16 protein-coding genes are annotated in these 12,484 nt (G+C 68.6%); 6 read left to right on the top strand and 10 right to left on the bottom strand.

Going from position 1 to position 12,484, the window contains the following annotated elements; all coding sequences use genetic code 11:
• The 4 genes from ACIBTM_RS34410 to ACIBTM_RS34395 form a co-directional block, all read right to left on the bottom strand.
• The coding region (locus ACIBTM_RS34410) for a hypothetical protein (RefSeq protein ID WP_395881295.1) at positions 1-290 on the bottom strand (290 nt) is incomplete at its 3' end.
• Positions 291-300: 10 nt separating this feature from the next.
• A complete protein-coding gene (locus tag ACIBTM_RS34405) occupies positions 301-645 on the bottom strand; it encodes a hypothetical protein (RefSeq protein ID WP_395881294.1) in 345 nt (114 codons plus the stop codon).
• Between the two features lie 191 nt (positions 646-836).
• On the bottom strand, positions 837-2,042 hold the full coding sequence (locus ACIBTM_RS34400) for a class I SAM-dependent RNA methyltransferase (protein ID WP_395881293.1): 1,206 nt from the start codon (positions 2,040-2,042) through the stop codon (positions 837-839).
• A complete protein-coding gene (locus ACIBTM_RS34395; protein ID WP_395881292.1) occupies positions 2,039-4,066 on the bottom strand; it encodes an APC family permease in 2,028 nt (675 codons plus the stop codon). Before ACIBTM_RS34395 ends, ACIBTM_RS34400 begins: the two co-directional genes overlap by 4 nt.
• Before the next feature lie 152 nt (positions 4,067-4,218).
• Here ACIBTM_RS34395 and ACIBTM_RS34390 point away from each other — a divergent pair, with 152 nt between their 5' ends.
• Positions 4,219-4,884, top strand: a complete 666-nt coding sequence (locus tag ACIBTM_RS34390; RefSeq protein WP_395881291.1) for a potassium channel family protein — start codon at positions 4,219-4,221, stop codon at positions 4,882-4,884.
• A complete protein-coding gene (locus ACIBTM_RS34385; RefSeq protein ID WP_395881290.1) occupies positions 4,884-5,540 on the top strand; it encodes a potassium channel family protein in 657 nt (218 codons plus the stop codon). Before ACIBTM_RS34390 ends, ACIBTM_RS34385 begins: the two co-directional genes overlap by 1 nt.
• On the opposite strand, the gene ACIBTM_RS34380 is transcribed toward ACIBTM_RS34385, so the two are convergent.
• Together ACIBTM_RS34380 and ACIBTM_RS34375 are read right to left on the bottom strand one after the other, a co-directional pair.
• Entirely contained in the window at positions 5,537-6,265 is a 729-nt protein-coding gene (locus ACIBTM_RS34380) for a DUF3159 domain-containing protein (protein ID WP_395881289.1), read from the bottom strand. The genes ACIBTM_RS34385 and ACIBTM_RS34380 overlap by 4 nt on opposite strands.
• A gap of 9 nt (positions 6,266-6,274) precedes the next feature.
• Positions 6,275-6,655 carry an OB-fold nucleic acid binding domain-containing protein gene (locus ACIBTM_RS34375; protein WP_005164535.1) on the bottom strand — a complete coding sequence of 127 codons (381 nt, stop codon included), beginning with the start codon at positions 6,653-6,655 and terminating at the stop codon, positions 6,275-6,277.
• 103 nt (positions 6,656-6,758) lie between these two features.
• Here ACIBTM_RS34375 and ACIBTM_RS34370 point away from each other — a divergent pair, with 103 nt between their 5' ends.
• A complete protein-coding gene (locus tag ACIBTM_RS34370; RefSeq protein ID WP_395881288.1) occupies positions 6,759-7,466 on the top strand; it encodes an alpha/beta fold hydrolase in 708 nt (235 codons plus the stop codon).
• Here ACIBTM_RS34370 and ACIBTM_RS34365 read toward each other — a convergent pair.
• Together ACIBTM_RS34365 and dut are read right to left on the bottom strand one after the other, a co-directional pair.
• Positions 7,463-8,116 carry a DUF3710 domain-containing protein gene (locus tag ACIBTM_RS34365; protein WP_395881287.1) on the bottom strand — a complete coding sequence of 218 codons (654 nt, stop codon included), beginning with the start codon at positions 8,114-8,116 and terminating at the stop codon, positions 7,463-7,465. The genes ACIBTM_RS34370 and ACIBTM_RS34365 overlap by 4 nt on opposite strands.
• Positions 8,116-8,598 carry a dUTP diphosphatase gene (gene dut / locus ACIBTM_RS34360; RefSeq protein WP_007033571.1) on the bottom strand — a complete coding sequence of 161 codons (483 nt, stop codon included), beginning with the start codon at positions 8,596-8,598 and terminating at the stop codon, positions 8,116-8,118. Before dut ends, ACIBTM_RS34365 begins: the two co-directional genes overlap by 1 nt.
• A 24-nt stretch (positions 8,599-8,622) precedes the next feature.
• Here dut and ACIBTM_RS34355 point away from each other — a divergent pair, with 24 nt between their 5' ends.
• The gene (locus ACIBTM_RS34355) at positions 8,623-9,117 is read left to right on the top strand and encodes a DUF3093 domain-containing protein (RefSeq protein ID WP_395881286.1); all 495 of its coding nucleotides are present in this window, start codon (positions 8,623-8,625) and stop codon (positions 9,115-9,117) included.
• A gap of 108 nt (positions 9,118-9,225) precedes the next feature.
• Here ACIBTM_RS34355 and ACIBTM_RS34350 read toward each other — a convergent pair whose 3' ends face one another.
• Positions 9,226-9,534: a DUF4193 domain-containing protein gene (locus tag ACIBTM_RS34350; protein WP_005164528.1), complete on the bottom strand. Its 309-nt coding sequence runs from the start codon at positions 9,532-9,534 to the stop codon at positions 9,226-9,228.
• A 454-nt stretch (positions 9,535-9,988) separates the two neighbouring features.
• Here ACIBTM_RS34350 and cei point away from each other — a divergent pair, with 454 nt between their 5' ends.
• A complete protein-coding gene (cei, locus tag ACIBTM_RS34345) occupies positions 9,989-10,672 on the top strand; it encodes an envelope integrity protein Cei (protein ID WP_395881285.1) in 684 nt (227 codons plus the stop codon).
• Positions 10,673-10,740: 68 nt separating this feature from the next.
• Here cei and ACIBTM_RS34340 read toward each other — a convergent pair whose 3' ends face one another.
• Positions 10,741-11,559: an inositol monophosphatase family protein gene (locus ACIBTM_RS34340; protein ID WP_395881284.1), complete on the bottom strand. Its 819-nt coding sequence runs from the start codon at positions 11,557-11,559 to the stop codon at positions 10,741-10,743.
• 67 nt (positions 11,560-11,626) lie between these two features.
• Between ACIBTM_RS34340 and ppgK the strand changes: the two genes are divergently transcribed.
• A complete protein-coding gene (gene ppgK / locus ACIBTM_RS34335; protein ID WP_395881314.1) occupies positions 11,627-12,388 on the top strand; it encodes a polyphosphate--glucose phosphotransferase in 762 nt (253 codons plus the stop codon).
• Positions 12,389-12,484 lie beyond the last annotated feature (96 nt).

Raw genomic sequence — 12,484 nt, 5'->3', positions numbered from 1 at the left:
AAAACGCTCGACTGGTCAACACCAGCCGAGCGCATGCGTAATCTACTGACGACCACATAGGCCATCAGGTGTTGCGAGGACCCCAAGAATCCGCCCACCGGCGACGGGCTCCTCGGCATGCCCATATTCAGCCCCAAACGTTTGTGTGTCGCGAAAACCACTTTCGGGACATCACACGTCGCGAAAGTGGCTTTCGCGACACACGCCCAGACCGCGGGCCTCGCCAATGCCTTCACTGCCCCTGGACCGAGCGGGAAGAAATGCCAGCCCATTCCAACCCGAACCGCCACGTAGAACTCCTCAAAGGTAAATGGCCGCCGGAGTTCCCCGATTGCCCGTCATCTGGTCCAGCGCCCATGCCCGTCCGAAATCGGCCAGTGCGGGCCCCGACCAGTAAGCGGGAATACTGATTCCCTTCCACAAGGGCATCTTCGGCCCGCTCAGGGTTCCGTGACTGACCTGCACCTGGACCGCGCCTTCCACCCAGGTGAAGACGAAGTGCGCGTACATGAACATCCACGCTTGCCTGCCCAGCAGATCGCGCGCGAGCACCGGCCCCTCGGAGGGGTACGGCGCCGTGTAGATCACTTGCTTTCGGCCGCTGCGGTAGCTGATCTCCTGTGCCGTGACACCAGGAGGAAGCATTGAAGGCTCCACTCGATCAGTCCTCCACAATGGTGATCGTGCCGTGCCCATCACAGCCGGAACAACCTTTTCCATCACAGTCGCCACAGACTGAAGTAAGATAGTTCATGATGTGAGCAAGTTAGCGAGCACGACGACACCCGGACAAGCCGAACGAAGCCATTCCATTCCGACGGATTACAAATTCCGAATTATTGCAGCAACGCAACGCATTCGACGTGGTGCGTCATCGGGAAAGCGTCGAAAGCGCGCAAATCCACCAGCCCGTATCCGTGCTCCTTGAACAGCGCGATGTCGCGCGCCAAGGCGGCCGGGTCGCACGCCACGTAGACGATCCGGTCCGGAGATCCCTCCACAATGGACTCCACGACGGCCTTGCCCGCGCCCTTGCGCGGCGGGTCGAGGACGACGACGTCCACCGGTTTGGGGGCGTCGGCCAGCAGGTGTTCGACGCGACCGGAGCGCCAGCGGACCTGCGGGAGGTCGGCAAGGTTCTCCTCGCCGTCGGCGACGGCACGGCGGCCGGACTCGATGGCCAGGACACGCCCACGCGGGCCCACCTGCGAAGCGAGCACAGACGCGAAAAGACCGACGCCGGCGTACAGGTCCCAGGCCACGCCGTCGCGCGGCGCCTCCGCCCATTCCGCGACGACGGCGGCGAGCGCGTCCGCGGCGGCCGGGTGGACCTGCCAGAAGCCGTGGGCGTCCAGGCGCCAGTCGCGACCGGCGGCGTGCTGCACGGCGATGCCGCCCGCCAGCTGCCGCGACCGGGTCTTCCCGTGGACCGTCGAAAGGTCGCGAAGGTGCACCTGCTCCTCGCCGTCCTTGGTGACCTCGATTTCGCTGCCGGGCCGCCAGTTGCGCGACACGACGTCGTCGAGCGCGCCGGGGACGGTGATCGGGCAGTCGTCGACCGGGATCACGCGGTGACTGTGGTGCGCCCGGAAGCCCGCCTTGCCGTCCTTGCCCGCGACGAGCCGGACCCGGCTGCGCCAGCCCAGCGGGCCACCGTCGAGCGCTTCGACGACGACGTCGCGCTCGATCCCGGCGAGCCGCTTCAGCTGCTCCATGACCACGGCGGCCTTGAGTTCACGCTGATGTCCGGGCGTGGCGTGCTGCCAGTCGCAGCCGCCGCACTCCCCCGGCGCCGCGAGCGGGCACGGCGGCTCCACACGTTCGGGCGATGCTTCGAGCACCTCGATCGCGTCGGCGCGGCAGAACGAGCCGCCCTTGTCCTCGGTGACCGAGGCCAGGACCCGCTCGCCGGGCAGCGCGTGCCGGACGAACACGACCCGGCCCTCCGTCCGTGCGACGCAGTGCCCGCCGTGCGCGACCGCGCCGACCTCCAGCTCGATCGTTCGTCCGAGCCAGGTGCCGGTCGACGCGTCCACACTCATTCTGCTTTGTCCTTCTTCTTTTCAGGTTGCTTGGCCACCGGAGTGAACCCTCGGCGCACGTCGCCGGCCGCCGGACGGGCCTTCCGGTCGCGTTTGATCGCCTTTTCCGACGATTCGAGCTGCCACGGCACGCTGGTCACCATGACGCCGGGCTGGAACAGGAGACGTCCCTTCAGCCGCAGCGCGCTCTGGTTGTGCAGGACCTGCTCCCACCAGTGCCCGACCACGTACTCGGGGATGAACACGGTCACCACGTTGCGCGGATTGTCGCCGCGGACACGCTTCACGTAGTCCAGCACCGGTTTCGTGATCTCGCGATACGGCGATTCGATCACCTTCAGCGGCACCTTGAAATTGTGCTCGTCCCATTCCTGGACGAGTTTGCGGGTCTCGACGTCGTCGACGTTCACCGTGACGGCTTCGAGGACGTCCGGCCGCACGGCCTTGGCGTAGGAGACCGCGCGCAGGGTCGGCAGGTGCAGTTTCGAAATCAGCACGATCGCGTGGTTGCGCGAAGGCAATACGGCCGGTTTCCGGTCTATCTCACGCAATTCCTCGGCCACCCGGTCGTAATGCTTCCGGATCGCGGTCATCAGCACGTAGATCGCCACCATCGCCGCGATCGCGATCCAGGCGCCGAGCAAGAACTTCGTGACCAGCACGATCACCAGCACGGTGCCGGTCATGGTGAGGCCGATCGCGTTGACCGTCTGCGAACGCCGCATCCGCCGTCGCACCGTCGCGTCGGTCTCCCTGGCCAGCAGGCGGTTCCAGTGCCGGATCATGCCCGCCTGGCTGATCGTGAAGGAGACGAACACGCCGACGATGTAGAGCTGGATGAGCTTGGTGACCTCGGCGTCGAACGCGATGATCAGCACCAGCGCGAAGGCGGCGAGGAACAGGATGCCGTTGGAGAAGGCCAGCCGGTCGCCGCGGGTGTGCAGCTGACGCGGCAGGTAGCGGTCCTGGGCGAGGATCGAACCGAGCACCGGGAAGCCGTTGAACGCGGTGTTCGCGGCCAGCAGCAGGATGATGCCGGTGGCGAAGGAGATGTAGTAGAACGCCGGGGTGAAGTCGGCGAACACCGCCTGCGCGATCTGCGCGACGATCGTCTTCTGCTCGTAGCCCGCCGGAGTGCCGGTGAGCTGCGTTTCCGGGTGCTCGGCGAATTTGACGTCGGTGATGATCGCCAGCGTGATGATGCCGATCAGCATCGTCACCGCGAGCACACCCATCATCAGCAAGGTGGTCGCGGCGTTCTTCGATTTCGGCTTCTGGAACGCCGGGACACCGTTGCTGATCGCCTCGACCCCGGTCAGCGCCGCCGCACCGGAGGAGAACGTGCGCAACAGCAGGAAGAAGAACGCGAAACCGGTCAAAGAGGCTTCTTCGTGCAGCTGGAAGTCCGCGCTCTCGGCCCGCATGTCGGCTCCGGACACCGCCTCGATCAGGCCCCAGATCACCATGCCGAGGATGCCGATGATGAACCCGTAGGTCGGGATCGCGAACGCTTTGCCCGATTCGCGAACTCCGCGCAGATTCAGCGCGGTCAGCACGACCACGATGATGACCGCGGCGATCACCTTGTTCTGCGCCACCCACGGAATGGCCGAACCGATGTTCGCCACGCCGGACGACGTCGACACCGCGACCGTGAGCACGTAGTCGACCAGCAACGCGCTGGCGACGGTGAGGCCGAATTTGCCGCCCAGGTTGGTGTTCGCGACTTCGTAGTCACCACCACCGCTGGGATAGGCGTGCACGTTCTGCCGATAGGACGCCACCACGACCAGCATGACGAGCGCGACGGCGACGCCGATCCACGGCGCGAACGCGTACGCCGACAAACCGGCGACGCTGAGGGTCAGAAAGATCTCCTCAGGCGCGTAGGCGACGCTCGACAACGCGTCGGACGCGAAAATCGGCAGCGCGATGCGCTTCGGCAGCAGCGTATGCGAGAGGCGGTCGCTCCGGAATGGACGTCCGAGGACTAGCCGCTTCAATACGGTCGGGAACTTCGACACCACCGAAGAGTAACGGCGACGCGCAGCGTCTCGGTTGAGGGTGGCGGAGGGGAGGATGGTGGAGGTAACGGGCAGTGCCCAAGGTAGGTTCGGCGCTGGTCTGTCCGGGTACCTGCGGGCGGGTGAACGTCCGACGACGAAGGAGGCAAGGCGTGCACGTGGTGATCATGGGATGCGGCCGGGTAGGCGCATCCCTGGCCGCGGCGCTGGAGCGGCTGGGGCACGAAGTCGCCATCATCGACAAGACCCAGCAGGCGTTCCGGCGGCTCGGCAGTGATTTCCACGGTCAGCAGGTGGTCGGCGTCGGCTTCGACCGGCAGGTGCTGATCGAGGCCGGGATCGAACGCGCGGGGGCTTTCGCGGCGGTGTCCAGCGGCGACAACTCCAACATCATCTCGGCGCGGGTGGCCAGGGAGAACTTCGGCATCGACAAGGTCGTCGCCAGGATCTACGACCACAAACGCGCGGCGGTCTACGAACGGCTCGGCATCCCGACCGTGGCGACCGTGCCCTGGACGACCGACCGGTTCCTGCGCACCCTGCTCCCCGACGGTGTCGCCTCGGAGTGGCGTGATCCGTCGGGCAGCGTGGCGCTGCTGCGGCTCCCGCTGAACGAGGGCTGGGTCGGGCACAGCGTGCGCGACCTGCAGGACACCACCGGCGCGCGGGTCGCGTTCATCATGCGGTTCGGCACCGCGGTCCTGCCCGACACCAAGGCCGTGATCCAGGCGGACGACGTCGTGTACGTCGCCGCGAAATCAGGCACTGTCAGCGACGTGACCAGCGTCGCCGCTCGCGAACCGGAAGAGGAGAACTGATGCGGGTCGCGATTGCCGGGGCAGGCGCGGTCGGCCGGTCGATCGCCGCGGAGCTGATCGACGGGCGCCACCAGGTGATGCTCATCGAACGCGAGGCCGACCAGTTCGAGCCGCATACGGTCGAGCAGGCGGACTGGGTGCTGGGCGACGCGTGCGAGGTCTCGATCCTCGAGGAGTCCGGGATCGAGGAATGCGACGTCGTGATCGCCGCGACGGGCGACGACAAGGCGAACCTGGTGGTCTCGCTGCTCGCGAAGACCGAGTTCGCGGTGCGCCGGGTGGTGGCGCGGGTCAACAACCCGGCCAACGAATGGCTGTTCAACGACGCCTGGGGCGTCGACGTCGCCGTCTCGACCCCGCGGATGCTCGCGGCGATGGTCGAGGAGGCGGTGAGCGTCGGCGATCTGGTGCGGCTGATGACGTTCCGGCAGAGCCAGGCGAACCTCGTCGAACTCACCCTCCCGGAGGAGACGCCGCTGGCGGGCAAGGCGGTCAGCGAGATCAACCTGCCGCGTGACGCGGCGCTGGTGACGATCCTGCGCGGCGACCGGGTGATCGTGCCGCAGCCGGAAGACCCGCTGGAGCCGGGTGACGAGCTGCTGTTCGTGGCGACGTCGGACGTGGAGCCGGAGATCCGGTCCGCACTGGGTTACTAGTTCTCCGTGGCGGGCGCCTGCGCGTACTTCGCGCGCAGGCGAGCCTCCACCTCTTCGTCGGTCTCTTCGCGCGGGGCGGCTTCGGCCTGCGCCTTGAGGTGCTTGTCCGACCGCCGCACCGCCCAGACGACGGTGAGCAGGCCGAGCGCGTACAGCGGATAGCCCATCGCGATCTTCGCGAAGGCCAGCCAGCCGGTGTAGTCCTCGTCGTAGAGCCAGCGCTGGACGACGAACCGGGCACCGAAGATCAGCGCCATGGCTGCGGTCGCGATCGAGTAGGAGATCAGCGACTTCTTGTCCTTGCGCCAGGCGTGGCCGCTGCCGTTCAGCGCGTTCCACACCACGCCGGCGAGCGGCCAGCGGACGACGATCGACAGGACGAAGACGCCGCAGTAGACCAGGCTCGTCCAGATGCCGAACAGGAAGAAGCCCTTGGCCGAACCGGTCCGGTAGGCGATGAACGCCGCGATCGCCACGCCGAAGAACCCGGAGATCGCGGGCTGCAGCGGCTCCTTGCGGACGATGCGCAGCACGGTGATCGCCACCGCGCTGCCCACCGCTGCCCAGATCCCCACCGTGAGCCCGAAGATCGCGTTCGCGATCACGAACACGATGACCGGCAGCGAGGAGTAGAACAGCCCGGACAACCCGCCCATCTGTTCCAGCAGGGTGGGCTGGGGCTTCTTGTCTTCGGTCTTCTCTTCGCCGCCGACGGGTTCAGTCACGATGCGGGATCAACTCACAGGGCTCTGAAGTTCGTAATAGGGGTTGTAAAGCACCTTCTGACCATCACGTTCGGCCATCCGGCCGCGCACCTTGATGGTTCGCCCGGGTTCGATCCCGGGGATCCGGCGGCGTCCGAGCCAGATTAGCGTCACACCCTGTGTGCCGTCGAACAGCTCGGCCTGCAGCGTCGCCGCCTCGTTGGTCGGGCAGAGCTCCACACTGCGGAGTCTGCCGAGCACCGTCACCTCTTGACCCGACCGGCAGTCGCAGGCTCGCTGCGCTCCGCCGGCCTCGGATTTTTCGGACAGATCGTCGGCGTCGAGATCCTCGACGTCGCTGGTCAGCTTGCGGACCAGCCGGCTGAAGTAGCCGCCGTCTTTGGCGGGCATAACGGTGCTCCTGTGCTCCGGGGCCCCCGACTTGAACGGCCCGTGCGTAATCCAGCGTAACTGTGCACGGACCAGGACAACGGGTTTGGGAGAAGATCGCAACGTGACCTCCGCTATTCCGCCTACGACGGCAGTAGTACTCCCCGGCACCGGGTCCGACGAAGTGTTCGTGCGCGCCGTGTTCGCCGGTCCGCTGCGGGCGCTCGGCATCCGGTTGCTCGCCCCGCCTCCGCCCGCCGGCGACCGTCTCGCGGACGGCTATCTCGCGGAGCTGGACAGGCTGTCCGGCGAGCACGGTCCGCTGCTCGTCGGCGGCATCTCGTTCGGCGCGCACCTCTCGGCGGAGTGGGCGGCGCGTAATCCCGGTCGCTGCACCGGCCTGCTGGCCGCGCTCCCGGCCTGGAACGGCCCGGCCGGGCGAGCACCCGCGTCGCTCGCCGCGCGGCTGTCAGCGGATCTGGTGGCCGAAAACGGGGTCGACGGCGCGCTGGCGAAATCCTCCGACGGCGTCCCGGAGTGGCTCGCGGCGGAACTCGGCCGCGCGTGGCGGCGGCACGGTGCCGGGCTGGCGGCGAGCCTGCGGACGGCGGCGGCCCGTCCCGCCCCGTCGCTCGAAGACCTGAAGGGCCTCGACGTGCCCGTGGGGATCGGCGCGTGCGTGGACGATCCGATCCATCCGGCGGAGGTCGCCCGCGCGTGGGCGGACGCCCTGCCGCGCGCCGAGGTCGGCGAGTCGACGCTCACCGCCCTCGGCGCGGACCGGGAGTCGCTGGGCCGGGCGACCGTGCTGGCCTGGCTGAGGGTTCTTTAACCCTGCTGCTCGGCGATGTGCTGCGCGACGGCGTCGGGCAGCGTGATGGTCAGCGGGGTGCGGACCGGCATCGGCGCGTCACCGCGGTCGACGATGGTGTGCCGCACGATCTCCCGCAGTACGGCGGGCGCCTGCGACGCCTGCGACTGCGGACCGGCGATGACGCCGCGGAGCATCCAGCGCGGGCCGTCGACCCCGACGAACCGCAGCGCGACGTCGCCGATGATCGCGGACAGCTCCAGGCCCCATTCCCCCATGCCGACCGAGACCTTGGCGCCGTCGGCGCGCAGCTGCTCGGTGAGCTCGGTGCTGACGTCCTTCCACAGGCCGCCGGACCGCGGCGCCGCGTAACCGCTGACGGTGATCTGGCCCTGTTCGGTGACGACGTGCACCGCGCGGACGCCGCCGCTCTCCGGGTCCATCTCGACCTGGACCTGGGAACCGTCGGGCACCGGCACCTTCACCGAGCCGAGGTCGATCCTCGGGATGCCGTCCTCGGGCGCGTCGGCGAGGTCGAAGGGGCCGTCGGAGGTCTCCGACAGCTGCGACTCGATCTCCTCGTCCGCGTCATCGGTTACGGGACGCTCCTCGACGTCGGGCGCGGCGTGCCGTCCGCTCGGCTTCGCGCGCTTGCGTCCGAAAATCCCCACTAGTTCTCCGTTCCTTCCCTGGCTCCGGCTCCCAGTGTGGCGTGTCCGCCCGTGGAGCCATACCCTCCCTCGCCGCGCTCGGACGGCTCGAGCTCGGCGACCTCGACGAACTCGGCCTGTTCGACCCGTTGCACGACCAGCTGCGCGATCCGGTCGCCGCGGGTGAGCACGACCTTCTCGGAGAGATCATGGTTGATCAGGCAGACGCGGATCTCACCGCGGTACCCGGAGTCGATCGTGCCCGGGGTGTTGACGACCGAGAGGCCGACGCGGGCGGCGAGACCCGAGCGCGGGTGGACGAAGCCCGCGTACCCGGGCGGCAGCGCGATCGCGACACCCGTGCCGACCACGCCGCGTTCACCGGGCGCGAGCACGAGATCCGAGGTGGTGACGAGGTCGGCGCCCGCGTCACCGGGGCGCGCGTAGGCGGGAAGGGGGACCGAAGGATCGATCCGGGAAAGCAGTACCTGAACGGTGGACACGGGCGGCGAGACTACCCTGAAGACGTGGGTGAAAGTGTGAGCGCGGCCGAAGGCGGCGACGTCAAGCATTCAGAGCGGCTCTATGTCCCGTGGTGGGGCTGGCCGCTGCCGCTGCTGGGCGGCGGGTTGCTGGCGGCGGAGATCGACATGGGCTATCCCGGGCTGCGCGGGTGGCTGCCGTACGTGGTGCTGATCCCCGCGGTGATCGCGCTGATGGTCTCGCTCGGCCGGTCGAAGGTGAAGGTGACCGGCGGCGCCGAGCCGGAGCTGTGGCTACGCGACGCGCACCTGCCGCTCAAGTTCGTCGGCGACGTCGACGTCATCGACAAGGAAGCGAAGCGCAAGGCGCTCGGCCGCGACGCCGATCCGGCGGCCTTCGTGCTGCACCGGGGCTGGGTCGGCCCGGTCGTGCGGGTCTGGCTCACCGACCCCGACGACCCGACGCCGTACTGGCTGTTCAGCACCCGGCATCCGGAGAAGGTGGCCGCGCTGCTCCGCCACCCCGCCTCGAAGTCCTAGACACGGGCTCGTGCTTGTTCAGGAAAGGGGGCCGGCCACTCGGCCGGCCCCCTTATTCCTGTTTCAGTCCCCGAAGCCCCTGTCGCGCCGTCCCCTGTGCCCGTAGGCTCAGGCACAGTCGCGGCAGATGAGCCGTCCGCCACTCTCCTCGGCCAGCCTGCTGCGGTGGTGCACCAGGAAGCAGACGGAGCAGGTGAACTCGTCGGCCTGCTTGGGCACGACCTTGACGGTCAGGTCCTCCCCGGAAAGTCCGGAGAGGTCCGCGCCCGGCAGCTCGAAGTTCTCGGCGGTCGCGTCCTCGTCGACGTCCACGACGCCGGACTGGTTTTCGTTACGCCTTGCCTTCAGCTCTTCCAACGAGTCTTCGGCCAGCTCGTCGGCTTCGCTGCGGCGCGGAGCGTCGTAGTCGGTCGCCATTAGTCCCTCACCCCTGCGATGCTTTCGATGTCAGATGGCCCGGACCCGCGAGCGCGCGGCTCGTGAGTCCTTCGTGCCGCTGGTTAACGTCCCAGCGCCCCTGTTTGTGCCCGGCTGGGCAGTGAGCGAGGTCTCTCTTTTGCGCCTCTTACTGCCGCCTGAGCCCGCGAAGGGTAGCTCACGCCGATACCGGCTCTGCAACGAGTCAGACATTGCCGCGATTACGTCACCCAACAGGGGGAACCCTGCTGTCAAGACGCCTGTCGTCCGAATGGGTTGCCCCCGCGTCGGGTACCTCACCCCATGGGCTCGGCCGCTTGCCCGGAGTGGCCATCGCGTGGTGCTATCCGGAGGCCCGCGCCGATCATCCTCGCTGTAACGCATAGGCTGATCGGACACGATGGTGAGATGAAGCACCGTCCGGGGATCCGGGCTTTGGGGAAGGGACTGGCAGGTGGCGTCGGGGAACGGCATCGGGGACCGCGGGGCGAGGCCGTATCGCAAGCACAAGCCGCTGCCCGCGCTCATCGTCATCGGGGTGATGGCCCTCGTCGCGGTCATCGTCTGGGTGAACGTCGTCGCGAGCAAGTCCGACATCGACGCCAGGGTCCGCTGCGATCCGCCGCCCGTGCCGCAGCAGGGTGTCACCTACACGCCGCTGGCGCACAACGGCCTCGACGACCGCGCACCCGTCCCGCCGGACAAGGTCGCCGTCCAGGTGCTCAACGGATCCCAGGTCCGCGGCCAGGGCGGCATCGTCACCAACACGCTCCGGGAACTCGGCTTCTCCCAGATCGTCGAGCCGGACGTCGACCCGGCCTACAAGAACGCCGAAGCCAAGTGCCGCGGCCAGATCCGCTTCGGCGAGAACGGCGCGGCCGCGGCCCGCACGCTGAGCCTGGTGGTCCCGTGCGCCGAACTGGTCAAGGACAACCGCAAGGACGCTTCGGTCACCCTCACCACCGGCACCCTGCTCGGCGACATCCGCCCGAAGGCGGAGGCGCGCCAGGTCCTCGACCAGCTCACGCAGTGGTCGAAGGCGCAGCAGGGCAGCGGCGGCGGTGAGCAGTCCGCGGGCGGCGGTGCCCCGGTGCTCGACCAGGCGCTGCTGAAGGCCGCCCGCGAAGCCCCCTGCTGACCCGCTCTCAAACGCTATGAACGGGCCGTTCCTTGCAAATTTTGCAAGGAACGGCCCGTTCATAGCATTCAGATCGTGCCCACACCCGAGTCGATCAGCGCCTGCCGCAACGGAGCCGCGATCGACGGCGCCACCGCGAACGTCGCGTCCGGCCCCAGCTCCGCGTCCTGCCCCGGCAACGACACCTGAGCGCCCGCCTCGGCCGCGATGAGCGCTCCGGCGGCCCAGTCCCAGTGCCCGAGGCCGTGTTCGACGTAGGCGTCCAGCCAGCCCGCCGCGACGGCGCACAGATCCAGCGAGGCGGCCCCGTTGCGCCGGACGTCCCGGACCCGGGTCGCCAGTTCCGCGACGAACCGGGCCTGTTTCGTCCGCCGTTCGACCTTGTAGGCGAATCCGGTGCCGACGAGCGTCAGATCCAGCCGAGAGGGGGCGTTGACCGCCAGCGGCCGCCCGTCGAGGAACGCGCCCTGCCCGCGCGCGGCGGTCCAGCGGCGCCCGCTGACCGGTTCGACGACGGCGCCCGCCACCGACACCCCGCCGACCTGCGCGGCCACCGAGACGGCGAACCAGGGCAGCCCGTAGAGGAAGTTCACCGTCCCGTCGATCGGGTCGACCACCCAGGTCACGCCGTCACCGGCGATCCCCCCGCCCTCCTCGCCGAGCACGGCGTCGTCCGGGCGCAGCTCGGCGAGCCGGGCGCGCACCAGCCGTTCCGACTCGTGGTCCACCGCGGTCACCACGTCGGTGTCGGCGGATTTGGTGTCCACCCGCACCTCGCGGCCCGCGTTCATCCCGGTCCAGGCCTCGTGGACCAGCTCGGCGGCTTCGCCCGCGACACGCTCGGCGACACCCTTCAGCAACGTCTCGTCAACTCCCACGTCCGCCATGTCACCACATCCGGTTAAAGTCTCCGAGGCAGGCTTCTGAATCGTGCGAGAAGGGACCACGTCCGTGGTGGAGGCGACCCGAGGTTTCGGTATCGACATCGGCGGCAGCGGGATCAAGGGCGCGCTGGTGGACTTGGCGCAGGGACAGCTGATCGGCGACCGGATCCGGGTCGACACGCCGAAGCCGTCGACCCCCGAGGCGGTGGCGGACGTCGTCGCCGAGATCACCGGTCAGGCGGGCTGGGACGGCCCGGTGGGTGTCACCCTGCCCGCGGTGGTCAAGAAGGGGGTCGCGCACACCGCGGCCAACATCGACCGCAAGTGGATCGGCACCGACGCCGACGCCCTGTTCGCCAAGCGACTCGGCCGCGGCGTGGACGACATCGCGATGCTCAACGACGCGGACGCCGCCGGCATGGCCGAGATGCGCTGGGGCGACCCCGCGGCGCGGCGCGGCGTGACGGCGCTGCTGACCTTCGGCACCGGCATCGGCAGCGCGCTCTTCCAGGACGGCAAGCTCGTGCCCAACACCGAGTTCGGCCACATCGAGGTCGACGGCTTCGACGCGGAGAAGAAGGCCGCGGCGTCGGTGAAGGACAACGAGGAGCTGTCGTATCCCGAATGGGCGGAACGGGTGAACAGGTATCTCTCCGTGCTGGAAAATCTGATCTGGCCGGATCTGTTCATCGTCGGCGGCGGGGTCAGCAAGAAGTCGCACAAATGGGTCCCGCTGCTGGACATCCGCACACCGGTGATCGTCGCGTCGTTGCAGAACAACGCGGGCATCGTCGGTGCGGCGGCCGCCGCGGCGGAGGGCATCGAGCACTGACGCGACCACGCTGACATCAGCCCCGCGGATGTCACTTCGGCGCGTCGCACGGCGTGTCGCGCCCGCCGGTCGGTGGTCCGCGCCGCGACGCTGTCA

This window comes from Amycolatopsis sp. NPDC049868, assembly GCF_044461365.1.
Classification (GTDB): domain Bacteria; phylum Actinomycetota; class Actinomycetes; order Mycobacteriales; family Pseudonocardiaceae; genus Amycolatopsis.
The sequence above is the reverse complement of the archived record's forward strand: the minus strand, read 5'-3'. Positions and strand labels throughout refer to the sequence as shown.